This is a genomic window from Thioclava sp. IC9 (assembly GCF_002213225.1).
Lineage (GTDB): Bacteria > Pseudomonadota > Alphaproteobacteria > Rhodobacterales > Rhodobacteraceae > Thioclava > Thioclava nitratireducens.
This window is the reverse complement of sequence record NZ_NBNX01000002.1, coordinates 356,971-379,248: the sequence shown is the minus strand read 5'-3', so window position 1 is coordinate 379,248 and position 22,278 is coordinate 356,971. Positions and strand designations below refer to the sequence as shown.

Genomic DNA, 22,278 nt, shown 5'->3' with positions numbered 1-22,278 from the left:
CGGATAGAGCGCTCCGGCAAGGAGCCAATTGTCTCGGAGGATCCCCCTATGTCGCTTATTTCGCGTCGTCAGTTTCTCGTTACCACCACCGCCGCGGGCGGTCTCGTGATGGTCCACCCGTTCACCGCGCGCGCGGCTGAAGGTCAGGCCCACCTGCGCCTGCTGTGCACTACCGATATTCACTGCCATATCCGGCCCTACGATTATTATGCCGACAAGCCTGTCGATACCGTGGGCCTGTCGCGCACTGCGACCCTGATCGAAGGCGTACGCGCGGAAGCCGCCAACACCCTGACCTTCGATAACGGCGATTATATGCAGGGCAACCCGATGGCCGATTACATCGCATACTCCAAGGGAATGAAGGAGGGCGACACCCACCCGGTCATCGCGGCGATGAACCTGCTGGGCTATGATTGCGGCACGCTGGGCAATCACGAGTTCAACTACGGGATGGATTTCCTCAAGAAGGTGAACGACCGCGCAAACTACCCGATGGTCTGCGCGAACTTCGCCCATAAGCTGGGCGCGACCCCGCGCGAGGACGACCTTTACCTGCCGCCCTACCTGATCCTCGACCGCGAACTGACCGATGGGGCTGGAAACAAGATGCCGATCCGCGTCGGCGTGATCGGCTTCGTGCCTCCGCAGATCATGCAATGGGACCGCGCGCATCTCGAGGGCAATTACCAGACTCGCGACATCGTGGAGGCCGCGAAAGCATGGGTTCCGCAGATGCGCGAGGAGGGCGCCGATCTGGTCGTGGCGCTCGCCCATACCGGAATCGACAACGGTCCTCAGACCGACGGCATGGAGAACGCTGCCTTCTACGTCGCAGGCGTCGACGGTATCGACGCGGTGATCACCGGGCACCAGCACCGTAACTTCCCCGGCAAGGATTTCTCGGGCCCCGGGATCGACAATGAGAAGGGCACGCTGCAGGGCAAGCCCGCGGTGCAGGCGGGCTTCTGGGGCAACCACATGGGGCTGATCGACCTTATGCTGAGCCGCGACGGCGGCAAGTGGAAGATCGATAGCCATAGCTCCGAGATCCGCCCGATTTTCGCGCGCGGCGAGGATCGTTCGATCACGCCGCTGACCACCGATTACAAGCCGATCCTCGCGGCCACCGATCAGGTGCATGAAGAGACGCTCAAATATGTCCGCGCCAAGGTGGGCGAGACCGAAGCGCCGCTCTATTCCTACTTCGCGCTGGTGGCCGACGATCCCTCTGTGCAGATCGTCTCGAACGCGCAGATCTGGTACGTGAAGAAACTGCTGGAGGGCACGCCCGAAGGCAAGCTGCCGCTTCTGTCGGCGGCGGCGCCGTTCAAGGCCGGCGGGCGCGGCGGTCCGGATTACTTCACCGATGTTCCGAAAGGGCCGGTGGCGATCAAGAACGTCTCCGACCTCTATCTCTATCCGAACACGCTACAGGCGGTGAAGGTCACCGGCGCGCAGGTGAAGGACTGGCTGGAGCGCTCTGCAGGCATGTTCAACCAGATCGAGCCGGGTGCGAAGGACGCGAAGCTGCTGAACCCCGATTTCCCGTCCTACAATTTCGACGTGATCGACGGGGTGACCTACCAGATCGACATCACCCAGCCCGCGAAATTCGACAAGGACGGCGTGGCGGTGAACCCCGACGCGAACCGCATCGTCGATCTGAAATTCGAGGGCAAGCCGATCGATCCGAAGGCCGAGTTCGTGATCGCGACGAACAACTACCGCGCCTCGGGGGGCGGCAGCTTCCCCGGCGCGGACGGTTCGACCGTGATCTACCGTGCGCCCGACACCAATCGCGACGTGATCGTGCGCTACATCCACGACAAGGGCACGATCAACCCGAAGGCCGACGCGAACTGGTCCTTCGCGCCCGCGGGCGGCGCGACGGTGCTGTTCGAGACCGGCCCGAAGGCACAGGCCTATGTCGAGGACGTGAAATCCCGGGGTCTCGATATCGAGCAGGCGGGCGACGGCGAGGGCGGCTTCGCGCTCTATCGCATCACGCTCTGAACTGCCTTGGACAGAGGCTGAAAGGGGCGCCATCGGCGCCCCTTTTCCACGCAGTGCTGTCGCGAGGCGGTTTGCCCCCTCCGGTATCTCGCGAATACGTGAACTCCGCGCAGGGGGCGAACTGACACCGGAATTGCGGTGCGGATGTCGCGAGCGGCTGCGTTGATTGGAAAGTTTACATTTTAAAACAATAAGTAAGACAAGCCGTCTTTCCCGAGACTCACGGCTCGCAGCATTTGTTTCCTGCATTTCCCGCCGCGCGCGAGTGGCGACAGAACCAAGCGGGCCTATCGTAGAAATGGAACAACGCCGGGACAACCGGGCTGCGGACAGGAGTTTCAGTATGAGCATTGGTCGGATGACGCGGCGCGCCGCGCTTGGGATGCTGCTTGCGGGCGGGGTCGCCGCGCAGGCATTGGCGCAGGGAATGCCGGGCGGCGCGCGTGGCCCGACCGAGGTCGGCGTGATGCAGGTCGAGACACGGTCCGTGCCCTATACCGTCACCCTGCCGGGCCGCGCCGTCGCCTATGAGCAGACCGATATCCGCCCGCGCGTCGCCGGCACCATCGCCTCGATCGATTACGAGGCGGGTCACAAGGTCGCGACGGGCGACGCGCTGTTTCACATCGACGACGACACCTATCAGGCCGAGCTGACCGCAGCCGAGGCCGAGAAGGCGAGCGCCGACGCCAATGTGCAGGCCGCGCAATCGCAGGTGGACCGCTACACCAAGCTGGAGAAGACTTCGATTTCGGTGAGCGATCTGGAGACGGCGAGGGTCACGCTGGCCCAAGCCAAGGCCTCCGCGCTGAGTGCCGAGGCCGATCTTCAGACCGCGCAGCTCAATCTCGACCGCACGGTGATCCGCTCGCCTATCGACGGCTACCCGGATGTGGCGAACGTCTCCGTCGGCTCGCTGGTCACGGCGAACCAGTCCGACGCGCTGACCACGGTAACGCGGCTCGATCCGATCTATGTCGATGTTTCCGAGAGTGCGGCGCGGATCATGCGGGTGCGTCAACGGATCGATCAGGGTACGCTTCAACGCGGCGATCAACTGAAGGTCTCGCTGCTGCTGGAGACCGGTGAGGAATACGACGGCACCGGCACGCTGGTCAGCCCCGGCGCGACCGTATCCTCGACCACCGGCACGGTCGATTTCCGGTTCAAGTTCGACAATCCCGACCGGCTGATCCTGCCGGGCCAGTTCCTGCGCGCGAAGATCACCTTGGGCACGACACAGGCGATCCTCGTACCGCAGCGCGCGACCACGCGGGAAGGGGATGGGTCGCTTTCGGCCTTCGTCGCCGCGGACGGCACGGCGAAGAAGGTGACGCTGACGACGGCGGGAACCTATCAGAACGCGTGGATCGTGACCGGCGGCATCGAGAGCGGCGATCAGGTGATCCTCGACGGGCTGAAGAACCTGCGCGACGGGGCCGAGATCAAGACGGTGCCGGTGACGATCAACGCGCAGGGGGTCGTGAAGGATGCGAGCCCCTCGGGTGACGAGACCGATACGGCGAAGGCGGAGTGAACCCGGCATGATCCGCTTCTTCATCCATCGCCCCGTCTTCGCGATCGTGCTCGCGCTGGTGACGATGCTCGCCGGCGGCTACGCGCTCACGCAGCTTCCCGTCTCGCAATATCCAGAGGTCGCGCCGACCACGATCCGCATCTCCGCCAGCTATTCCGGGGCGACCGCGCAGGCGGTCGAGAACTCGGTGACGACGCCGATCGAGGACTCGCTGACCGGGCTCGACGGGCTGCTCTACATGGAGAGCTCTTCCAACCAGGGCTCTGCGCGGCTGACGCTGACCTTCGACGGCTCGGTCGATCCGATCGATGCCGAGAACGAGGTGCAGACCAAGATCCGCAAGGTCGAGAATGCGCTGCCTGATGCGGTGCAGACCTCCGGGGTGAATGTCTCGCGCTCGTCCTCGGACATCCTGATGGTCGGGGCACTGGTCTCGACCGATGGCAAATATTCGACCGTCGAGCTGGGCAATATTCTGGACACCGAAGTGAAAGGAGCGATCGAGCGCACTGCGGGCGTGGGCGGGATCAACGTCTTCGGCTCGGGCTACGCGATGCGGGTCTGGCTCGATCCCTACAAGCTCGAGCAATACCAGCTGACGCCGACGGACGTGACCGCGGCAGTACAGGCGCAGAACACCACCGTCTCGGTCGGCTCGCTGGGCGATCTGCCCACCACCGAAGGCCAGCAGTTCACCGCCACGATCACCGCACAGAGCCAGCTGACCTCGGTCGAACAGTTCGAGAAGATCCTGCTGAAAACAGAACCCGACGGCTCTGCGGTCTATCTGGGCGATGTCGCGCGGATCGAGATCGGGCAGGAGAATTACGGCACCAATTCCAGGTTCAACGGCATGAATGCGGCAGGGTTCGGCGTGAACCTCGCGAACGGCGCGAATGCAGTCGATACGGCGGCGGCAGTGCGTGCGACGCTGGATCGGATGTCATCGTCGCTGCCCGAGGGTGTCAAGTTCCAGATCGCCTACGACACCTCGCCCTTCGTGCAGCTTTCCATCGAGAAGGTCTATCACACGCTGGCCGAAGCGATCGTGCTGGTGCTGCTGGTGATCCTCGTATTCTTGCAGAAATGGCGCGCGACATTGATCCCGATCGTCGCAGTTCCCGTGGTGCTGCTGGGCACATTCGCGGTGCTGCTGGTCGCGGGCTATTCGATCAACACGCTGACAATGTTCGCGATGGTGCTGGCGATTGGCCTCTTGGTCGATGACGCGATCGTCGTGGTGGAGAACGTCGAGCGCGTGATGGAGGAGGAGGGGCTCAGTCCCCTACAAGCCACCGAGAAAAGCATGTCCCAGATCACCGGCGCACTGATCGGGGTGGCGCTTGTGCTGTCGGCGGTGTTCCTGCCGATGGCGTTCTTTCCCGGCTCGACGGGCGTGATCTATCGGCAATTCTCGGTGACGATCATCACCGCGATGGTGCTCTCTGCCGTGGTTGCGCTGATCCTGACGCCTGCGCTGGCGGCCAAACTCCTGCGCCCCTCGACGGGCCGCACGATTGCGCCGGCGCGCGCTTTCAATACCGGTTTCGCGAAAGTGCAGCGCGGCTACGCCGGTGCGGTCGCGCGCATCGTGCGCAAACCCTTCCTGATGGCGCTGGTGCTGGTTCTCGTGCTGGCGGGCGCTTGGGGCGTGATGACCCGGCTGCCGTCCTCCTTCCTTCCGAAGGAAGATCAGGGCGTGCTCATGGCGATGGTGAACCTTTCGGAAGGGTCGACGACGGCACAGACGTCGGATGTGGTCGACCAGATCACCCAATACCTGCTGACGCAGGAGAAGTCCGATGTGGCTTCGGTCTTCGCGACGCTCGGGTTTTCCTTCGGGGGTGGTGGACAGAACACTGCGATGGTTTTCGCCAAGCTGAAGGATTTTGGTGAGCGCACTGGCGCGGATCAAACCGCCGCCGCGATTTCGGGGCGGGCGAACGCCCATTTCGCAGGTCTGCGCGCGGGGCAGGTCTTCTTTCTGCAACCGCCGGCGATCCGCGGGATCGGCAATTCTTCGGGCTTCCAGATGTATCTGGTGGATCAGGGCAATAACGGGACCGCTGCGCTGAAGGAGGCAGGCGATCAGCTCGTGGCCGAGGCGAAATCGGATAGCCGCCTGACCAATGTCCGGGTCAGCGGCGATGAGGACAAGGCAGCACTGCAGCTGGATATCGACCAGCAGAAGGCCGAAAGCTTCGGTCTGACGCTGAGCAACCTCAATTCGATGCTCTCAGTGATCTTCAGCGGGAGATCGGTGAACGACTTCGATCTCAATGGCAATCTGCGCCCGGTGATCGTGCAGGCCGATGCGCCCTACCGGATGCAGCCGGAGGATATCGACACTTGGTATGCGCGCAACGCCTCCGGTGAAATGGTGCCGTTCTCGTCTTTCGCGACGACGAAATGGGTCTCCGTCGCGCCGAAATTGTCGCGCTATGACGCGGCCAATGCGATCGAAATCTCGGGCCAGGCGTCGGACAGCGCAAGCTCCGGCGCGGCGATGGACGCGATGGAGCAGTTGGTCAATGACCTGCCCGGCGGCTACGCGGTCGCCTGGACGGGGTTGAGCTATCAGGAACGCCAGTCCGGCGATCAGGCGCCCTATCTCTATGCGCTCTCGGTGCTGGTCGTCTTCCTCTGCCTTGCCGCGCTCTACGAGAGCTGGTCGATCCCGCTGTCGGTGATGCTCGCCGTGCCGGTGGGCGTTCTGGGGGCGCTGGTCTCGGCGTGGGTCTTCGGGCAGTCGAATGACGTCTATTTCAAGGTGGGTATCCTGACGACCATTGGTCTGGCGGCGAAGAACGCGATCCTGATCGTGGAATTCGCCAAGAACCTCGAGGCCGAGGGCAAGGAGCTGATCCCCGCGACCATCGAGGCGGCACGGCTCCGCCTGCGCCCGATCCTGATGACCTCGCTCGCCTTCATGCTGGGCGTGGTGCCGCTGGCGATCGCGACCGGGGCGGGGGCCGCGGCGCAGAACGCGATCGGCATCGGCGTGCTGGGCGGGATGGCGGCGGCAACCTTCATCGGTGTCTTCATGGTGCCGGCCTTCTACGTCCTGACCCGCAAACTCACTCCGGGGCGCTGAGGCGGGGGGCGATTCCGTCGCGGAGCCGGCGGCGTCAGGCCCATGACCGCCTCAACGACCTGTCACATCCGCCTGAATCGGGGAATGCGGGGAACAAAGCGTTGAAGACGCAAGTTTCCCCGCCAAGGAAAACCGGCAAATGCCGGAAAGAACCGATAAAGGAGTGAAGTTATGCTGAGCATGATCGGGGGCCTCATCGTCCTCATCCTCGACATCTGGGCCATCGTGTCGATCTTTGGTTCGGGAGCGTCCACCGGCAAGAAAGTGCTGTGGATCCTGCTGATCATCATCCTGCCGGTGATTGGCTTCATCATCTGGCTGATCGCCGGACCGAAGGGCGCGAAGGCGACAGTTTGAACGATGCGGAGTCAAAGGGACGAGCCGCGCAGTGCCCTGCGTATCGTTCCTATCGGCTCTGCTGCCCTATTACTGCTGGCGCTCGCGCTGGCTGTCTGGATCAGCCCTTGGTGGCTGATCCTTTCGCTTTTTGCGAGGCCGTTACGCCAACTGCTGCGAGCCGCGCCGGGAACGCCTTCCTGCGATGAGCGGGGTCGGGTGAACGCAGCCGCCGCAAGGGGTTCGCGGCGGCTGCTGCCCGACGGAGACGAGTGTGGGGAATCTCCGTCAGGGTCTCGTACTGTTCCCGAACGGGAACGTAAAAGCGGACGGTCCCACGGGTCGAGAGCGCTACGCGCATGTCCTCGACACGAAGGCGTCCGGAATGTCTAAGCTGCGCGAAGGGCTGACCCGCAAAGGAGAAGCGGATCGACGGCAACAAAGGGCATTTGCACCGGATGGGGGCACGCACGCAACCGTAATCGGGCTGCACAGGGCGGATATTCGCCGGTAGCCGCGACGGAACGGGCAAACCGAGCGGACCGGGAGGACGAGATGGACGAAGCCGAACGGATAGGAACCGAATCTGCACGCTTGCTGGATATGACCCCGCAGCGGGTCAAGCCGTTGGCGGGCGGCGATCTGAGCCCGGTTCTGGCGATGGACCTGCCGAGTGGGGAGCGGGTGATCGCCAAGGGCGGGCCGAGCCCGGAGACCGAGGCAGAAATGCTTCGAACGCTGGCCGAGGCGGGCGCGCGGGTGCCGAAGGTGCTTGCGGTCTCTCGGATCTGCCTCGTTATGGAGGCGCTACCCCAGAGCGGCGGGCTGAGGGGCGCGGGCTGGCTGGAACTCGGCGAGTCGCTTCTCCGCCAGCACCGTGCGCCGGGGGCGCCCGATGATACGCCCTATGGTTGGCCCGTCGATTACGCTTTCGGCCCGGTGCCGATCCCGAACGCAGGGCAAGCGACATGGACCGAGTTCTGGGCCGAGGCAAGGCTGCGCCCGTCGCTGCCCGAACTGCCCGCGCCGCTCGCCCGCCGGGTCGAGAGGCTCGCGGCGCAGATCGACGAGCATCTGCCGCCACGCCCGTTCCCGTCCTTGCTGCATGGCGATCTCTGGGCGGGAAACGTGTTGGGCGACCAGGGGCACCTGAGCGGGTTGATCGACCCGGCATGTTATTACGGCGACGCGGAGGTCGATCTCGCGATGCTTCATCTCTTCGGCGCGCCGGGGCGGGAATTTGCCGTGGGCTACGGCGCGCTGCCGCCCGGTTGGGAAGCGCGCCGGGCGATCTATCAGCTATGGCCCGCGCTCGTGCATCTGCGCCTGTTCGGGGCCGGTTATCACGGAATGGTGGCGGGGCTTCTGGACCGGATCGGCGTCTAACGGGGAACCAGCGCGGCCATGAGGCGCCTTGGCTGCATTGAGAGGTGTTCACGGTGTCCCTGCCCAATGTCTCGATCTCGCGGCTGCCCGCGCTCAACTGGTCGCGCGGATTGCCCGCAGCGCTGGCGCTGAGCGAGCTGGTCGGGATCGTGCTGATGCTCGACCTGCCGCGCGGGCAGGAACTGGCGGCGCTCGGCGCGGGGTTTGCCACCTCGACGGGGCAGGGCAAGTCGATCCGCAACCGCCGCTGGCCCGTCACCTTCCTCGACATCGCCGGTAAGCTCGTCGGGATCTTCGCCGGGATGGTCGCTGCGAAGGTCATGATCGGCGGCGTCGCGCTGAGCGTGCCGGGAATGCTGCTCGGCGCCTTCGCGGTGGGCTTGTTGTCACGCCGAGATATGAGCCTGTGGTGGTTGTTCCTGCAAAGTTGGCTGTTCTTCTCGCTCTCGACCTTTCTCGTGCAGTTCATCCCGTCGCCCGGGCCGGTGCTGCTCGCCGTCGGCGGCGCGATGGTCTGGGTCTTGGCCGTGGAAGAGGCGGTTCGGGTGATCTGGAAACACTTCGCGCCCGAAACCGGTCCAACGCTTGACGGGCAGGTGCCGCCCGACGGCATCGCGCCGCTCAACTCGCTGATCGGGCAGGGGCTGCAGGCGATGGGCGCGGTGGGGCTGTCCTACGGGATCGCGGTCGGCCTCTCGATCAACCACCCCTACTGGGCACCGCTGTCAGCGTTGCTGATGTTGCGCCCGCGCCCGGGCATGACATGGGAGCGCGTCTTCGTGCGCAGCCTCGCGACGCTTGCAGGTGCGGTCGGAGCGAGCCTGCTTGTGCTGGGGCTCGGGCCGCACAGCGCGCTTATGCCGGGGCTCTACGTGATCTTCGGCGTGATCGCGATCCTGTTTGCTCCGCCCGCGCATTACCCGACCTTCGTGGCTTTCCTGACCGCGCTGATCGTGGTGATGGTCTCGATGGGCAATGATGCGCCGCTGTCGAACGCGTGGGGCCGGATCGCGGGGACGGTGCTGGGTGGGGCCTCGGCCCTGGCAATGAGCTATCTCGCCCATGCGATCCGCAAGCGGCTCGGCTGGGAGGAAAGCCTTCCCGAGAGCGATGCCGCGTGAACGAAAACGGCCGCCCCGAGGGACGGCCGTTTCAAATCGCGATGTCAGCCGATCAATCGGGCAGGATGCGTACGCCGCCCTTCGCCGCCGAGCTGGCCAGCAGCGCATAAGCCTTGAGTGCGGTCGAGACGGCCCGCTTGCGCGGCTCTGCCGGTTTCCACGGCAGCGGCCCTTTTGCCTCGCGGCGCGCGGCCAGAACATTGTCGGCCACGGCGAGGTTGATCGTGCGGTTCGGGATGTCGATCTCGATGATGTCGCCGGTCTCGACGAGGCCGATCGTGCCGCCTTCTTCCGCTTCCGGGCTCACATGGCCGATTGAGAGGCCCGACGTGCCGCCCGAGAACCGCCCGTCGGTCAACAGCGCGCATTTGGCGCCGAGGCCTTTCGATTTCAGATAGGAGGTCGGGTAGAGCATCTCCTGCATCCCCGGTCCGCCGCGCGGACCTTCATAGCGGATGATGACCACTTCGCCCTCGACGACCTTGCCGGTGAGGATGCCCGACACCGCGTCGTCCTGGCTCTCGAATACCTTCGCGGGGCCCGAGAATTTCAGGATCGAGTCGTCCACGCCCGCTGTTTTCACGATGCAGCCCTGCTCGGCGATGTTGCCGTAGAGCACCGCCAAACCGCCATCCTGCGAGAAGGCATGTTCCGCGGTGCGGATCACGCCGCCCTTACGGTCGCGGTCGAGCTCCTTGTAGCGGTTCTCTGTCGAAAACGCCTGCGTGGTGCGCACGCCGCCCGGAGCCGCGCGATAGAACTGGTGGATGGCGTCGTCATTCGCGACCATCACGTCCCACTTCGCGAGCGCTTCGCCCATCGTTTCCGAGTGCACGGTGCGCACGTGTTCGTGGATCAGGCCGGCGCGGTTCATCTCGCCGAGGATGCCCATGATGCCGCCTGCGCGGTGGACGTCTTCCATATGGACGTCCTGCTTCGCCGGCGCGACCTTGCAGAACACCGGAACCTTGCGGCTCAGCCGGTCGATGTCTTCCATCGTGAACTCGACCTTGCCCTCATGCGCGATCGCCAACAGGTGCAGGACGGTATTCGTGGACCCGCCCATCGCGATATCGAGGCTCATCGCGTTCTCGAAGGCCTCGAAGGTCGCGATCTCGCGCGGCAGCAGGCCCTTGTCTTCCAGCTCGTAATGGCGGCGCGTGATCTCGACGATCTTGCGGCCCGCCTCGAGGAACAGTTCCTTGCGATCGGCATGGGTGGCGAGCATCGAGCCGTTGCCCGGCAGTGCCAGACCCAGCGCCTCGGCGAGACAGTTCATCGAGTTCGCGGTGAACATGCCAGAGCACGACCCGCAAGTCGGGCAGGCGGCCTTCTCGATCGCGAGCACGTCCTCGTCGGAGTATTTCTCGTCGGCCGCCGCGACCATCGCATCGACCAGATCAAGGTCGTGACCGATGATTTCCGCGCCTTCCTTCCCGGCCTCCATCGGGCCGCCGGAGACGAAGATCACCGGGATGTTCAGGCGCATCGCGGCCATCATCATGCCGGGGGTGATCTTGTCGCAGTTCGAGATGCAGACCATCGCATCGGCGCAATGGGCGTTGACCATGTACTCGACGCTGTCGGCGATCACTTCGCGCGAGGGCAGGGAGTAGAGCATCCCGTCATGGCCCATCGCGATCCCGTCGTCGACCGCGATGGTGTTGAATTCCTTCGCGACACCGCCCGCGCTTTCGATCTCGCGCGCGACCATCTGGCCGAGGTCCTTGAGGTGGACGTGACCGGGCACGAATTGGGTGAAGGAGTTCACGACCGCGATGATCGGCTTGCCGAAGTCGTCATCCTTCATGCCGGTGGCGCGCCACAGACCGCGCGCACCTGCCATGTTGCGGCCATGGGTGGATCTACGGGAACGATAAAAGGCCATAAGATTTCCGTTTCTGTCGCGCCCGAGGGGACTCGGGCAATTTCCTGTCGCGGGCCTGAATATAACATGGATCGCCCGATGAACAGTGGCGAGATGGCGCGGGTGGACTGTGCGATGGTGCGAGATGTTGGGGAGAGCGCGTCTCGGCGGGCTTCCAGTGGAAGCCTGAGCGGGGAGCGCGCCGCGTGGCGCGACGCAGGGCGCCTCATACGGGAGACGATGGTCTTGCGCGGCGCGCGCGACGCCCCCGGAAGACACGCGGCAAAGCTTGCGCATCCGCCGCCTTCACCTACCTTTCATCCGATGCCCGACACCGCCGCCACGCCCCTCCTGCCGCAACGCTTCTCCGACTGGTTCGCCAGCCGCGGCTGGGAGCCGCATAGACACCAATTGGAGGTGCTGGCGTCGCGCGAAGATACGCTCCTGATCGCGCCGACCGGGGGCGGCAAAACGCTGGCCGGTTTCCTGCCGTCGCTCGTCGATCTTGCGGAGAACTATGACGGCCTGCACACGCTCTATGTCTCGCCCCTGAAGGCGCTCTCGAAGGATATCGCCCGCAACCTGCGCGCGCCGGTGGACGAGATCGGGCTGGACCTGCGGATCGAGGATCGCACCGGCGACACCTCGGCCACGCAGCGCCGTCGTCAGCGGGTCGATCCACCGCAAATCCTGCTGACGACGCCAGAGAGCCTCGCGCTGATGCTGTCATACCCCGAGGCGCCGAAGATTTTCGCGGGGGTGAAACGGGTGGTGCTCGACGAGATCCATGCGCTGGCCGAAAGCAAGCGGGGCGACCAGTTGATGCTGGGCGTCGCGCGGTTGCGCAGCCTGTCGCCGGGCCTGACAGTCACCGGGCTGTCGGCGACGGTCGAGGCCCCGCAGGCGCTCGCAGATTTCATGGGCGGCGCGCGGGTGATCATGGCCGACCCGGGCCCGCCGCCTGATATCGAGATGTTGCCGACCGAGCTCCCCGCGCCTTGGGCCGGCGGCGGCGGACGGCACGCCGCGCGCGACGTGATGGCGGCGATCGAGGACGCACGCCTCAGCCTCGTTTTTCTTAACACGCGCGCACAGGCGGAGCTGTTCTTTCAGGCGCTCTGGGAGGTGAATGACAACGCCCTGCCGATCGGGCTGCATCACGGCTCGCTTTCGCGGGAAGCGCGGCACAAGGTCGAGGAGGCGATGGCGAATGGCGCTCTGCGCGCCGTGGTCTGTACCGGCTCGCTCGATCTGGGGCTCGACTGGGGCGATGTCGATCTGGTCCTGCAGGTCGGCGCACCGAAGAATGTCAAACGCCTCGTGCAGCGGATCGGGCGCGCCAATCACCGATATGACGAGCCTTCGCGCGCCCGGATAGTGCCCGCGAACCGCTTCGAGATTGTCGAATGCGCCGCCGCTTTGGAGGCCGTGCGCGAGAACGATCTCGACGGCGGCGGACGACGTTGGCGCGGCCCGCTCGACGTGCTGTGCCAGCATATCCTGCTGACCGCCTGCGCCGGGCCGTTCGAGGCGGATGCGCTTTATGCCGAGGTGCTGGGGGCCGGGCCCTACGCCACGCTGCCGCGCGCCGATTTCGATGCCTGTCTCGAGTTCTGCGCGACGGGCGGCTACGCGCTGCGGGCCTATGACCGCTGGCAGCGCCTGCTGCAGCGTGATGGTAAATGGCAGCTTCGCGACCCCCGCGCGACCCGCGATCTGCGGATGAATATCGGCACGATCACCGAGACCGAGAAGCTGAAAGTCCGCCGCAAATCCCGGCGCGGCGGCACGCCTCTGGGCGAGGTCGAGGAAGGCTTTGCCTCGTCTCTGACCCCCGGCGACACGTTCCTGATCGGCGGGCAGGTGGTGCGCTACGAGAGCCTGCGCGAGATGGTCGTCGAGGTGACGAATGCCGCCACGCGCGAGCCGAAGATCGCCGTCTTCTCGGGGCTGAAGATGGCGACCTCGCTGGAGTTGTCGCAGCGGGTGCAACGGCTGATCGCCTCGCCGGAAGACTGGGACCAATTGCCACCCCACACCCGCGATTGGCTGGCACTGCAGCGCGATATCTCGACCCTGCCAGCACCCGGCACACTGACCTGCGAGACCTTCCTGCGCGGCGGACGGGCGTTCTTTTGTCTTTATGGCTTCGCGGGGCGCAACGCGCATCAGACGCTCGCACTGCTGCTGACGCACCGGATGGAGCAGGCGGGACTGGGGCCGCTCGGCTTCGTAGCCACCGATTACGCGCTGCTGATCTGGTCGATCGACCCGGTCGAGGATCCCGCCCCGCTGCTGTCGGCAGAAGGTCTGCGCGAAGGGCTGCGCGACTGGCTGGAGAGCAACGCGGTGATGAAGCGCGCGTTTCGGTCGATCGCGACGATTGCAGGGCTCATTCAGCGTAATCTGCCGGGGCAGCGCAAATCGGGCAAACAGGCGACGTTTTCCTCGGACATCCTCTATGACACGTTGCGCCGCTACGATCCCGATCACCTCCTTCTGCGCATCACTCGCGAAGAGGCTAGCCGCGGTCTTGTCGATTTCGAGCGGATCGAGGAGATGCTGGCCCAAGGGCAGAGAATCGTGCATATCCGCGCCCCGCATGTGACGCCGCTGGCCGCGCCGCTGTTGCTCGAACATGGGCAGGTCGGCATTCGCGGCGGCACGGGCGAGGCACGACTGATGGAAGAAGAGGCGCAGGCGATGATGCGCGAGGCGGGGCTGGAATGAGAGAGATCACCTTCGCGGGGCAGCGGTTCGAGGCGCAACCGTCGGGCGCGCTCTATTGGCGCGAGGAGGACGCGCTGATCGTGGCCGATCTTCACTTGGGCAAGTCCGAGCGGATGGCGCGGCGCGGCGGTGCGCTGCTGCCGCCCTTCGAGAGCCTCGACACGGTAATCCGGCTCGAGGCCGAGGTGCTGCGCCTGCGGCCTTCGCGGCTGATAAGCCTTGGTGACGCCTTCGATGACGACGCGGCCGCGAGCGAAATCGCCCCGGAGATTGCCGGACGTCTAACCCGGCTCGCGGCCCTGACCAAGCTGCTATGGATCGCGGGAAATCACGATCCGATCGGCCTGGGCCGGACCGTCGAAGAGACGCAGATCGGCCCGCTCACGCTGCGCCATATCGCCGGTGTCGGGCCGGACCTTTCCGGCCATTACCATCCCAAAGCCAAGATCGCCCGGCGCGCCTATCGGGCGTTTCTCATCGGTCGCGATCACCTGATCCTACCCGCGTTCGGCACCTATACCGGCGGGTTGGATTGCGACGGGCCGGAGCTGTCGTCGCTGGTCGGGCCGGGGGTAGCGGTGCTGACGGGGCCGGGGATGCCGATGCGCCCGATCGGTCAGAGCGCGCTGCGCCAGTCGCGATAGCCCGCCCGTTCCAGTGCCTCGCGCGCCGCGATGAAGCCGGGGCGATCGGGCTCCGGGTCGGGGATCGGCACGACCGGCGCGAGGTCGTCCAGACCCAGACCATGCTCGCGCCGCCCTGCGCGGATCAGGGCGAGATACCATTCGAACGGCGCGATCCCGTCCCGGCGCTGCAAGGCGCGATAGGTGAAGGCACGTGCGCCGTCCTCGAGTACTAGCGCGATTTTCTCGTAATGCAGCCCGGCCCCCTCGGCGGCATCGAGCGCTGGAATGTCGTTCTCCTCGATCTCAAACAACACGCCTCGGGTGCTCGCGTCGCCCTGCGTGATCGTGGCCTTCGCGCTCCCGTCGCGCCCGCGTTTCGAGAAATCGAGCGTATGCCAGGGGATCTCCGCATGGCCGATGACGCGCGCCGAAGGGCAGCGCGCGGCAAGCCGGGAGGTCAGCAGGTTGGAGCCATAGGCGAGGTAGGGGATCATCCGCTTACCCTCAGGTTCATCGCAAATGTCTCCTGCCCGCCGGGGGGTAAGATCATGCTGTCGGGTCGCGCGGCCAGTTCCGGCCCGGCCCCTTCCGCGGCGGGCAGCCCATGCCAGGGCTCAATGCAGATATAAGGCGCACCGGGTTTCTGCCACAGCGCGAGATTGGGCAGGTTGGAAAAGCGGAAATCGAGCACCGGCCCGCCCTCTCCGCAATAGCGCAGCCCGTCGCCCGCGCCTTCAGGGAAGATCATCGCGTCGTCTTCAAACTGTGCCGGATCGAGGGTCAGCGCGCCCGTCGTGAAGGGCGAAGGCATCCGCGCGCGCCCCAGCATACCATCCACGAGCCGAGCGAGCGCAGGCTCCGCGCCGTTGCTCAGCTCGATCCGATGCGGGCCGGTCGCACCGGGCAGCGGCCAACGAAACGCGGGGTGAAAGCCGAAGGAAAACGGCATCTCTCGCTCGCCCGCATTGCTCACAGTAGCGGTGACGCGCAGTTCCGACCCCACGACTTCGTGGACGATCTCAAGACGGAAATCGAACGGATAGGCCGCCGTGTCATGCGAGGGTTCGAGCAGGTGGCAGCAGCGGGATTGCGTCAGCTCGGTCACGCGAAAGGGCAGGTCGCGGGCGAAGCCGTGCTTGGGGATCGCGTGGGGCGTGCCGTCGATCGTCACCCCGTCGGGCGCGGGAAGGCCGACGATGGGAAACAAGATCGGGGCCTGCCCGCTCCACCAGGCCGGGTCACCCTCCCAGAGCAGCTCCTGCCCCTGATAGCTCAGCCCCTGCATCTCGGCCCCCAGATCGGCAATCGTGACGCTAAGGCTGTCGGAAGAAATCTGCGGCATGTGTCGGGATCCGGAGGTTGTGACGTGTCTCGCCTTGGTATCGCGCCGCCGGAGATGATCCAAGCCCGCGTCTGTTTCGTGCCGAGTGAGGGGGGCAGCGCCCGACCTTGGGGTGAGCCGCGTCTCGGAGGGCTTCCTTTGGAAGCCTTCAGTGGCGAACGCGCCGCGCCTCGCGGCGCAGGGGGCGCTTCGCTGTCGTTTGGTTTGGGCGGTTTATCTTGCAAGCCCGGAGGACGGGAGGCTGTGAGCTGCATCGCCAATGCGCCCTCCCGGGGGAGGGGTGAGCCGGGACTAGCGGCCTTCCAGTAGAAGGACGCCCCGGCGAACGCCCAGAGCGCGAGCGAAGGGCCGGACGGGCGCGTGTGATAAGAGATGAGGGCAGCGCCCGACCCTTGGGTGGGCGCTTCGCCGTCGGTTGGTTTGAACGGTTTATCTTGCAAGCCCGGAGGACGGGGAGGCTGTGGGCTGCATCGCCAATGCGCCCTCCCGGGGGGAGGGTCGGGCGCTGCCCGGGCTGGTCGCCCGGGCAGACATCAGCCCAGAAAATCCGGATGCTTTCTTAGTATCTTCAAAGCTACTGGCTGGATTGAGAATGCAAAAAGGACCGCCTGCCCCGGGAATGCCGAGGTGGGAGGACCGAGTTAGTATTTTCTTCCCCTCCAAGAAATTTGGGGTGCCAGATGAAAGAGGAAACACGGCCGTCGAACGATCTTCCGATATGAAACTACGAAGTATCTGTTTCTCGTCATTCGACAGATTGGCGAGGTGGTGCTTCAAAAAGCGATAGTGGCGCCGATTGACGATGGCCTGGGTGACACTCTTCTTAAACCAGTCAAAGACCTCCACAGCTAAAATACCAAGCGACAGAAGAAACAACAGTCCGACTGCAGGCCGAGATGTTGATAAAATTTTGGCCAAACCAAAGGTTTCTCTAATGTTCCCGGGAAGAAATAAGACTGCACCAGAAACAACGAGAAATGCCAGAGCTGTCCGCCAAGCAAAAGGTCTTAGAGCTGAAAGGCCTGCCAAGAGGCTCTCAAACATCCAGCTCCTCCACGAACTGGGCGTTCTCCTGAATATACTGGAACCGCAGTTCGGGCTTCTTGCCCATCAGGCGCTCCACCAGATCGCCGGTCTCGTTCGGCTCGTCGTCGTGGATCGTCACCCGGATCAGCTTGCGCGTCTCGGGGTTCATCGTGGTCTCTTTCAGGTCCTTCGCGTCCATCTCGCCCAGACCCTTGAAACGCTGCACGTCGATCTTGCCCTTGCCGCCCAGACCTTTCTCCAGCATCGCCTCCTTCTCGGCGTCGTCGGCCACATAGATGCGTTTGGCGCCCTGGGTCAGGCGGTAGAGCGGCGGGCAGGCGAGATAGAGGTGCCCTTGGTCGATCATCGGGCGCATCTGGGTGAAGAAGAAGGTCATCAGGAGCGAGGCGATATGCGCGCCGTCCACGTCCGCGTCGGTCATGATGATGATCTTGTCGTAGCGCAGATCGTCGACGTTGAACTTGGTGCCGAGGCCGACGCCGAGCGCCTGCGTCAGGTCGTTGATCTCCTGGTTCGAGCCGAGCTTTGAGCTTGCCGCGCCGAGCACGTTGAGGATCTTGCCGCGCAGCGGCAGCAGCGCCTGGTTCTTACGGTCGCGCGCCATCTTGGCCGAACCGCCTGCCGAGTCGCCCTCGACGATGAACAGCTCGGTGCCCGAACGGTTCGTGGCCGAACAGTCGACCAGCTTGCCGGGGAGGCGCAGCCGTTTGGTGGCCGATTTGCGCTGGGTCTCTTTCTCCTGCCGGCGCTTGAGGCGTTCCTCGGCGCGCAGCACGAGGAAATCGAGGATCGCGCCTGCGGATTTCGTGTCCGAGGCCAGCCAGTTGTCGAAGTGGTCGCGCACCGCGCCCTCGACCAGACGCTGCGCCTCGACGGTGGCCAGACGGTCCTTGGTCTGGCCCACGAATTCCGGCTCGCGGATGAAGCACGAGACCAGCGCGCAGCCGCCGGTGATCAGGTCGTCGCGGGTGATCTGCGCGGCCTTCTTGTTGTTCACCAGCTCGCCATAGGCGCGGATGCCCTTGAGGATCGCGGACCAGAAGCCCGCCTCATGGGTGCCGCCCTCGGGGGTGGGCACGGTGTTACAGTAGGACTGGATGAAACCGTCGCGCGAGGGCGTCCAGTTGATCGCCCATTCGACCGAACCCGGCACGTTGAACTTCTCGCGGAACTCGACCTTGCCCGAGAAGGGGCGGTCGGCATAGGTGCTGGCGCCGCTCAGCGTCTCGGTCAGGTAATCGGCGAGGCCGCCGGGGAAGTGGAAGGTGGCCTCGGTCGGCGTCTCGCCGTCGTCGATCTCGGATTTCCAGCGAATCTCCACGCCCGAGAAGAGATACGCCTTCGAACGCACCATCTTCAGCAAGCGCGCGGGTTTGAACCGGTGATGGCCGAAGATCTGCTCGTCGGCATGGAAAGTGACCGTGGTGCCGCGCCGGTTCGGCGCCGCGCCGATCTTTTCGACCGGACCTTCCGGGATGCCGCGCGAGAAGCGCTGTTCATATAGCTCCTTGTTCTTGGCGACCTGAACGACCATCGAATCCGACAGCGCGTTCACCACCGAAGCGCCCACCCCGTGCAGACCGCCCGAGGTCTCGTAGGCATCGCCCGAGAACTTGCCGCCTGCGTGCAGCGTGCACAGGATGACTTCCAGCGCGGATTTGCCCGGGAATTTCGGGTGCGGGTCAATCGGGATGCCGCGCCCGTTGTCGCGCACGACGATCGAGTGATCGGCCAGCAGCTCGACCTCGATGCGGCTGGCGTGACCGGCCACCGCTTCGTCCATCGAGTTGTCGAGCACCTCGGCCACCATGTGATGAAGCGCGCGTTCGTCCGTGCCGCCGATATACATGCCGGGGCGTTTTCGCACGGGTTCGAGACCTTCGAGCACCTCGATCGAGGAGGCGTCATAGGAATCGGTCTGGGGCGTCAGAAGATCGTCGGCCATGCTGCTCGCTTTCTCTTGTAGTTTTCTAAACAAGAGATACCGCAGGTTGGGGCGGAGGAGCAAGAAGACCCCTCCGCCCCGATGCGTTCCGAAAGCCCCACAACCCCCGGAAACGACCGACTCTCAAGCGACGCGCGCCATGAGCAGCATCGACCCCACCGCCATTGCGATACCGAGGACTTCCCGCAGGGCGAGTTTTCCGCCGAACAGTACGACCCCCATCGTCACCAGAGCCATCAACGTGAAAAGCGTCGGGACCACGCCGGTTTGCGCCAGCGACACCTGCCGCAAGGCCAGAAACCAACCTGCTGCCGAGGCGGCATAAAGCGCGCCACCGAGCAAGACAGACGGCGAATGCAGCGCGTGCCCCCTTTCAACCGCGGATTTCAGAATGAAATCGCCCGCGATCACGACCAGCGTCGCACTCAAACACAAGCTGTATCCAAGCAAGGCAGGCATGGTGTCCTCTAACCCTCTTCACCCCGTTAAGATGACGTAAGGGAAAGATCTTGGCCAAACCTGAATTTGCCCTGCTGCGGAAATCCTGACCGCTTGGTAAGGCGGACCTGACCGAAAGGCGAAGTGGTGGCTAAGCGCCTGCCCATGGTTTGAGCAAAGACGCGGACGTGCATCCCTGCGCGTATACCTTTCGGTCTAGACGTTACGCCGAACCCGCCGAATCAAATCGCCTCGGCCTCGCGCTTGTCCCACATTGCCCGGAAGGCCTTGCGGCTCTGGCAAAGCTTGATCCAGCTTTGCAGTCGCGGATAGGGGGCGAGGAACTCGGGGTGGTCCTGCCCGTAGCGCAGAACCTCCGCCAGATTGAGATCGGTCACGGTAAACCGGCCACCCACGATATGGCTATGCGTCTCCAGATGGGTCTCGAGCGTCGTCAGCGGGCGAGCGAGCTTCGAGCAGAGGGATGCGATCTCGGCCTTGCCCTCGGGCGTGTCCTGTTCCTTGCGGCGATAGACGAAGCTGAGCGCGAGCGCGTCGGTCTCGATCCAGGTCGCGGCGAAGAGCGCCCATTGCTCCATCAGCGACAGCTCGCGCTCATGCGCGGGGGCAAGGGGCCCGCCCGCCTTGCGAGCGAGATGCAGGTTGATCGCAAGCGACTCCGTCAGGATCAACCCGTCTTCCTCCAGCACCGGGATCGCGCCCATCGGCGAGAGCTTGCGGAACTCGGGCGAGCGGGTGTTGAGCGGCACCTCCGGCGCGAGCGGATCCTTGAACCGGTTCGCCTGCACGACTCGGCGCAGACGGAACGGCAGGCCCAACTCCTCGAGCAGCCAGAGCGCCCGGCTCGCCCGCGAATGATAGTTGCCGTAGATCGTGATCATGTCCGTTCCCTCGTTTCGCGCGATTTTGGGGGCGTTTTTATCCGCCGGAAGGTCAGCAGACACGGGTTTTTGACACGTATCAAGGCACATCACGCGGGATTGCGCGACGCTTCGCAAGGTTCAGCCAACGGAGGTATAGGCATGAAGGATCAGGCCACGACCGAGCGGGACACGACTGCAAAAGCCGCGACCGCCGAGATGGCGGTCGACGCGCCTTCCCTTCCGGCGGAGGGATCGCCCGCAGGCGTCGAGGCCCTGCTGAAGGAGGCGGGCCCGAAGCAATTCCCGCGCGTCGATCCCAACGCGGTGCGGCTGGCCTTCGAGACGGGCAAATATCCCTATCGTCGCAAAATGGCGCGCCCCGCTTACGAGACGGAGAAAGCGCAGCTTCAGGCCGAGTTGCTCAAGGTCCAGAAATGGGCGCAGGAGACCGGCGAGAAATTCGTGATCCTCTTTGAGGGCCGCGACGCCGCGGGCAAGGGCGGCACGATCAAGCGCTTCACCGAGCATCTCAATCCGCGCTTCGCCCGGGTCGTGGCGCTCAACAAGCCCTCCGAGGAGGAGCAGGGTCAATGGTATTTCCAGCGTTATGTCGAGCATCTGCCGACCGCGGGGGAGATGACCTTCTACGATCGCAGCTGGTATAACCGCGCGGGCGTCGAACGCGTGATGGGCTTCTGCAAACCCAACGACTACCTCGAATTCATGCGCCAAACCCCGGAGTTGGAGCGGATGTTCGTGCGCTCGGGCATCCGGCTCTACAAATACTGGTTCTCGGTCACCCGCGAGGAGCAACGCCGCCGGTTCACGGCACGTGAAACCGATCCGCTCAAGCGCTGGAAGCTGTCGCCGATCGATCTGGCAAGCCTCGATCGCTGGGACGATTACACCGAGGCGAAGGAGGCGATGTTTTTCTATACAGATACCGCCGATGCCCCTTGGACAATTGTGAAATCGAACGACAAGAAGCGCGCGCGGCTGAACTGCATGAAGCATTTCCTCTCGACGCTGGACTATCCCGACAAGGATCCCTCGATTGCGACACCGCCCGATCCGCTGATCGTCGGCCATGCGAGCCATGTCGTGCATTCCTCGCAGCATATTCTTGGTGCATCTCTTCATCCCGATCAGCGTCGCGTGACCAAATCCTGAGCATGTGATCGCCGAGCGGGAACTCCCGGGCCCCTTTCGCCTTGTCCCTTGGCGTGTCGCAATCCATGTCAAAGAGAGGAACCGGAGGAGCGCATGGGCTGGAACGAAAGATTCGCCGGAGACGAGTATCTCTATGGCACGACCCCGGCGGATTTCGTGGCGCGTCAGGCGTGGCGTCTCGCGCCTGGGGCGCGGCTTCTGAGTATCGCCGATGGCGAAGGTCGCAACGGCACCTATCTCGCGAGCCTCGGGCTGCAGGTGACCGCACTAGAGCCCTCGGAAAACGCGCGCCGAAAGGCTGCCGAACTGGCGCAGGAGCGGGGCGTGTCTATGCAGACGATCGACGCCGATCTGCGCGGCTACGACTGGCCGCGGGGGGAATACGACGCCGTGCTCGCCTGCTTCATCCAGTTCGCCGACCCCGCCTTTCGGGCAGAGATTTTCGACGGCATTGCGACCGCACTCAAACCCGGCGGTCTCGCTTTGATCCACGGCTTCGCGCGCCGCCAGCCGCGCTACGGCACGGGCGGCCCGGGGATCGTGGAACAGCTTTACGATCTCGATCTCCTGCGTGACGCCTTCCCGCGCTGGGAGGTGCTGCATCAGGCCGATTACGATGCCGATCTAGACGAGGGCGCGGGCCATTCCGGGCGCGCGGCGCTGATCGATTTCGTCGCCCGCAAACCCGCGCGGTGATTCTGAAGCTTTCGGCAGGAAATTCGGGACTTCGCGCGGCTTC

General features: G+C 64.6%; 17 protein-coding genes. 10 read left to right on the top strand and 7 right to left on the bottom strand.

What is annotated here, in order from left to right; translation table 11 throughout:
* Positions 1-48 precede the first annotated feature (48 nt).
* The 6 genes from B6V76_RS07285 to B6V76_RS07260 all read left to right on the top strand — a co-directional run bounded on the left by B6V76_RS07285 (position 49) and on the right by B6V76_RS07260 (position 9,490).
* Positions 49-2,016 carry a bifunctional 2',3'-cyclic-nucleotide 2'-phosphodiesterase/3'-nucleotidase gene (locus tag B6V76_RS07285; RefSeq protein WP_088727056.1) on the top strand — a complete coding sequence of 656 codons (1,968 nt, stop codon included), beginning with the start codon at positions 49-51 and terminating at the stop codon, positions 2,014-2,016.
* A gap of 343 nt (positions 2,017-2,359) precedes the next feature.
* A complete protein-coding gene (locus tag B6V76_RS07280) occupies positions 2,360-3,553 on the top strand; it encodes an efflux RND transporter periplasmic adaptor subunit (protein WP_088727055.1) in 1,194 nt (397 codons plus the stop codon).
* A 7-nt stretch (positions 3,554-3,560) separates the two neighbouring features.
* Complete coding sequence (locus B6V76_RS07275) at positions 3,561-6,647, top strand: efflux RND transporter permease subunit (RefSeq protein WP_088727054.1); 3,087 nt, start codon at positions 3,561-3,563, stop codon at positions 6,645-6,647.
* 171 nt (positions 6,648-6,818) lie between these two features.
* Complete coding sequence (locus B6V76_RS07270; RefSeq protein WP_075776281.1) at positions 6,819-7,004, top strand: PLDc N-terminal domain-containing protein; 186 nt, start codon at positions 6,819-6,821, stop codon at positions 7,002-7,004.
* 534 nt (positions 7,005-7,538) lie between these two features.
* Positions 7,539-8,369, top strand: a complete 831-nt coding sequence (locus tag B6V76_RS07265; protein WP_240497819.1) for a fructosamine kinase family protein — start codon at positions 7,539-7,541, stop codon at positions 8,367-8,369.
* A gap of 53 nt (positions 8,370-8,422) precedes the next feature.
* Positions 8,423-9,490, top strand: coding sequence for an FUSC family protein (locus tag B6V76_RS07260; RefSeq protein WP_141104893.1), 1,068 nt, complete (start codon positions 8,423-8,425; stop codon positions 9,488-9,490).
* Between the two features lie 52 nt (positions 9,491-9,542).
* On the opposite strand, the gene ilvD is transcribed toward B6V76_RS07260, so the two are convergent.
* The gene (gene ilvD / locus B6V76_RS07255) at positions 9,543-11,378 is read right to left on the bottom strand and encodes a dihydroxy-acid dehydratase (protein WP_075776278.1); all 1,836 of its coding nucleotides are present in this window, start codon (positions 11,376-11,378) and stop codon (positions 9,543-9,545) included.
* 303 nt (positions 11,379-11,681) lie between these two features.
* Between ilvD and B6V76_RS07250 the strand changes: the two genes are divergently transcribed.
* Positions 11,682-14,087 carry a ligase-associated DNA damage response DEXH box helicase gene (locus B6V76_RS07250; protein ID WP_088727197.1) on the top strand — a complete coding sequence of 802 codons (2,406 nt, stop codon included), beginning with the start codon at positions 11,682-11,684 and terminating at the stop codon, positions 14,085-14,087.
* Positions 14,084-14,731 (top strand): ligase-associated DNA damage response endonuclease PdeM, encoded by a 648-nt coding sequence (pdeM, locus tag B6V76_RS07245; RefSeq protein ID WP_075776276.1) that lies wholly within the window; start codon positions 14,084-14,086, stop codon positions 14,729-14,731. The genes B6V76_RS07250 and pdeM overlap by 4 nt, the downstream gene beginning before the upstream one ends.
* On the opposite strand, the gene B6V76_RS07240 is transcribed toward pdeM, so the two are convergent.
* From B6V76_RS07240 to B6V76_RS07215, 6 genes are all read right to left on the bottom strand, one after another.
* Complete coding sequence (locus tag B6V76_RS07240; RefSeq protein ID WP_088727052.1) at positions 14,704-15,207, bottom strand: gamma-glutamylcyclotransferase family protein; 504 nt, start codon at positions 15,205-15,207, stop codon at positions 14,704-14,706. The two genes, pdeM and B6V76_RS07240, sit on opposite strands and share 28 nt — an antisense overlap.
* Positions 15,204-16,055, bottom strand: coding sequence for an aldose 1-epimerase family protein (locus B6V76_RS07235; RefSeq protein ID WP_088727051.1), 852 nt, complete (start codon positions 16,053-16,055; stop codon positions 15,204-15,206). The genes B6V76_RS07240 and B6V76_RS07235 overlap by 4 nt, the downstream gene beginning before the upstream one ends.
* Positions 16,056-16,484: 429 nt before the next feature.
* Entirely contained in the window at positions 16,485-17,099 is a 615-nt protein-coding gene (locus B6V76_RS07230; protein ID WP_088727050.1) for a super-infection exclusion protein B, read from the bottom strand.
* Positions 17,092-19,047, bottom strand: coding sequence for a DNA topoisomerase IV subunit B (gene parE, locus B6V76_RS07225; RefSeq protein WP_075776271.1), 1,956 nt, complete (start codon positions 19,045-19,047; stop codon positions 17,092-17,094). The genes B6V76_RS07230 and parE overlap by 8 nt, the downstream gene beginning before the upstream one ends.
* A gap of 123 nt (positions 19,048-19,170) precedes the next feature.
* A complete protein-coding gene (locus tag B6V76_RS07220; RefSeq protein ID WP_141104892.1) occupies positions 19,171-19,506 on the bottom strand; it encodes a hypothetical protein in 336 nt (111 codons plus the stop codon).
* A gap of 221 nt (positions 19,507-19,727) precedes the next feature.
* Complete coding sequence (locus B6V76_RS07215; protein WP_088724648.1) at positions 19,728-20,387, bottom strand: glutathione S-transferase family protein; 660 nt, start codon at positions 20,385-20,387, stop codon at positions 19,728-19,730.
* A gap of 198 nt (positions 20,388-20,585) precedes the next feature.
* Between B6V76_RS07215 and ppk2 the strand changes: the two genes are divergently transcribed.
* Together ppk2 and B6V76_RS07205 are read left to right on the top strand one after the other, a co-directional pair.
* On the top strand, positions 20,586-21,539 hold the full coding sequence (ppk2, locus tag B6V76_RS07210) for a polyphosphate kinase 2 (protein WP_088722182.1): 954 nt from the start codon (positions 20,586-20,588) through the stop codon (positions 21,537-21,539).
* Between the two features lie 93 nt (positions 21,540-21,632).
* Positions 21,633-22,235, top strand: coding sequence for a class I SAM-dependent methyltransferase (locus B6V76_RS07205; RefSeq protein ID WP_088719121.1), 603 nt, complete (start codon positions 21,633-21,635; stop codon positions 22,233-22,235).
* Positions 22,236-22,278 lie beyond the last annotated feature (43 nt).

Coding starts and splice junctions, on each gene's coding strand:
- B6V76_RS07240 (WP_088727052.1), bottom strand. CDS start 15,207: ATGATCCCCTACCTCGCCTATGGCTCCAACCTGCTGACCTCCCGGCTT.
- parE (WP_075776271.1), bottom strand. CDS start 19,047: ATGGCCGACGATCTTCTGACGCCCCAGACCGATTCCTATGACGCCTCC.
- B6V76_RS07285 (WP_088727056.1), top strand. CDS start 49: ATGTCGCTTATTTCGCGTCGTCAGTTTCTCGTTACCACCACCGCCGCG.
- B6V76_RS07280 (WP_088727055.1), top strand. CDS start 2,360: ATGAGCATTGGTCGGATGACGCGGCGCGCCGCGCTTGGGATGCTGCTT.
- ppk2 (WP_088722182.1), top strand. CDS start 20,586: ATGGCGGTCGACGCGCCTTCCCTTCCGGCGGAGGGATCGCCCGCAGGC.
- B6V76_RS07270 (WP_075776281.1), top strand. CDS start 6,819: ATGCTGAGCATGATCGGGGGCCTCATCGTCCTCATCCTCGACATCTGG.
- pdeM (WP_075776276.1), top strand. CDS start 14,084: ATGAGAGAGATCACCTTCGCGGGGCAGCGGTTCGAGGCGCAACCGTCG.
- ilvD (WP_075776278.1), bottom strand. CDS start 11,378: ATGGCCTTTTATCGTTCCCGTAGATCCACCCATGGCCGCAACATGGCA.
- B6V76_RS07235 (WP_088727051.1), bottom strand. CDS start 16,055: ATGCCGCAGATTTCTTCCGACAGCCTTAGCGTCACGATTGCCGATCTG.
- B6V76_RS07275 (WP_088727054.1), top strand. CDS start 3,561: ATGATCCGCTTCTTCATCCATCGCCCCGTCTTCGCGATCGTGCTCGCG.
- B6V76_RS07215 (WP_088724648.1), bottom strand. CDS start 20,387: ATGATCACGATCTACGGCAACTATCATTCGCGGGCGAGCCGGGCGCTC.
- B6V76_RS07205 (WP_088719121.1), top strand. CDS start 21,633: ATGGGCTGGAACGAAAGATTCGCCGGAGACGAGTATCTCTATGGCACG.
- B6V76_RS07230 (WP_088727050.1), bottom strand. CDS start 17,099: ATGTTTGAGAGCCTCTTGGCAGGCCTTTCAGCTCTAAGACCTTTTGCT.
- B6V76_RS07250 (WP_088727197.1), top strand. CDS start 11,682: ATGCCCGACACCGCCGCCACGCCCCTCCTGCCGCAACGCTTCTCCGAC.
- B6V76_RS07220 (WP_141104892.1), bottom strand. CDS start 19,506: ATGCCTGCCTTGCTTGGATACAGCTTGTGTTTGAGTGCGACGCTGGTC.
- B6V76_RS07265 (WP_240497819.1), top strand. CDS start 7,539: ATGGACGAAGCCGAACGGATAGGAACCGAATCTGCACGCTTGCTGGAT.